The sequence below is a fragment of the Chamaesiphon sp. VAR_48_metabat_403 genome, from assembly GCF_031422475.1.
Classification (GTDB): domain Bacteria; phylum Cyanobacteriota; class Cyanobacteriia; order Cyanobacteriales; family Chamaesiphonaceae; genus Chamaesiphon.
In genome coordinates this window covers 1-1,792 of record NZ_JANPLS010000199.1, presented here as the reverse complement: position 1 = coordinate 1,792, position 1,792 = coordinate 1, and the positions used below count along the sequence as shown (strand labels likewise).

At 43.7% G+C, this 1,792-nt stretch carries 2 protein-coding genes and 1 pseudogene; 2 read left to right on the top strand and 1 reads right to left on the bottom strand.

Annotated features, from left to right (window positions below; all coding sequences use genetic code 11):
• Positions 1-45 precede the first annotated feature (45 nt).
• A pseudogene (locus RMO79_RS09445) lies at positions 46-225 on the top strand (AGE family epimerase/isomerase); the annotation flags it as partial.
• 7 nt (positions 226-232) lie between these two features.
• Here RMO79_RS09445 and RMO79_RS09440 read toward each other — a convergent pair.
• A complete protein-coding gene (locus RMO79_RS09440) occupies positions 233-1,192 on the bottom strand; it encodes a PIN domain-containing protein (RefSeq protein WP_310482874.1) in 960 nt (319 codons plus the stop codon).
• Positions 1,193-1,382: 190 nt separating this feature from the next.
• Between RMO79_RS09440 and RMO79_RS09435 the strand changes: the two genes are divergently transcribed.
• Positions 1,383-1,792, top strand: a 410-nt coding sequence (locus RMO79_RS09435; RefSeq protein WP_310482873.1) for a GTP-binding protein, incomplete at its 3' end; no start/stop codon positions are given.

Sequence of the window (1,792 nt, the reverse complement as noted above, 5' to 3'; positions counted from 1 at the left end):
CTGCCCATGTAAATCCCTGTCTACCATCCTTTTCCCAGTCTTGAAATGAACTGCGATTTTACAGAACTAGCGCAACTTTACCAAGATACACTACTCAATAATGTCATACTATTTTGGGAGCAAAACTCGATCGATTGGGAGTATGGCGGTTATTTTACCTGTCTGGATCGAGCGGGAAATGTGTACGATACCGAAAAGTCGATCTGGCTCCAAAATCGTCAGGTATTGAATGCTAGCTTTTAACTTTTAGTAAGTCTTCAATTTTGCTCAGACTTGCCGGGTCTAGATACTTTTGGTTATTGGTAACAACCGATCGCAAAAAACCACCCACGCGATCGTCTTCAAGCGACCAAACCACATGTCGATTGGCAATTGCCGCACTCACGATCGTATTGACTTGAGCGGCAGAAAATTCCGAATAATAACTTAATTTCTCGATCGCCAGTTGAGTGGCCCCGATCGATTGACTATTCACAAAATCTCGAATTAAAAATTCTTTGTCTCGCACGCTAGCCAAGGCGATTTCGGGGAACTGTTCTTTACAGAAGCTCGATAGCCGCTTATAAAAGTAAATTTTGGTCTGTTTTTTATTATACCATTCGTTTAGCAAGAAATCGCTAAATTCGTCGTCGTTCAGTGCCGAACAATAGTCTTTATCACCAGTAATAAAATACAGATCTTCGCCCTCTTGTACCTCGTCGAGCAAGCATTCCCAATTAATTGCATCGCCTAAAGAATTATTCTTACCTGGTGGATTGCCGACCCCCATTCGCAGCCGCGCCCGATCGAGCATCATCTGGCTATTAGATAACTTTTTACCTAATCTAAATAAAGACCCAATCGTGCGGTCGGCTTTAAGATTTTTGGCTTTAATATCTGCCAAGATCGTAGTAATTAAAGCTGTATGTGCCTGTTCGTAATGTTTGAGCGATTCTCTTAATAGTTCTATTTCTGGATAGTCTTCACAAAGCTGAGAAAATTGAGGATTAAAAGCTTGGCTGCGGAGCGATTTAATCGCCCCATCGATCCGTTGTTCGCGATTGCGATTGAATTCATCGACGATCTGATCTGTTAACAATAACGTAATCTGCTGGCGATCGATCGCATCGATCAATTTATTTAGTTCGGCAAGATCTTCTTGATTGAGTGCATAAAAAGATAGCAGAATATTAGTATCGATGAAAAGCTGCATATCTTATTTAGGGGATAGGGATTAGGGATTAGGGGTCGGTTAGATAGTTAAAATTAATCTACCTGAATTATAACAAAATCCCGATCCAGTCCCTGAATATAGCTAATGAAACCTTTTTCAGCCTAACCAGCCGATCGCAGCCAGTCAAGTTATAATTTAAAGACTAAGCCAGATCGACTCACCTCGCCCCATGTCTACCGAACTCCAACCCCAGCTTCAAACCGAACTCGAAATTGCCGTCGAACATCGGCGCAATTTTGCGATTATTTCGCATCCTGACGCGGGGAAAACCACCCTGACAGAGAAACTGTTGCTGTACGGGGGGGCAATTCATGAAGCGGGTGCAGTCAAAGCCAGACGCGATCAGCGCAAGGCGACATCCGACTGGATGGAAATGGAGAAACAACGGGGAATTTCGATTACCTCGACGGTGTTGCAATTTGGCTATCAGGGGTTTCAGGTAAATCTGCTCGATACACCCGGACACCAAGATTTTAGCGAAGATACTTATCGGACGCTAGCCGCCGCCGATAATGCGGTAATGCTGATCGATGCAGCTAAGGGTTTGGAGCCGCAAACGCGCAAGTTATTTGAAGTGTG

Excerpts from the sequence above, each read along its gene's own strand:
- RMO79_RS09440 (WP_310482874.1), bottom strand. The coding sequence starts at position 1,192 with ATGCAGCTTTTCATCGATACTAATATTCTGCTATCTTTTTATGCACTC.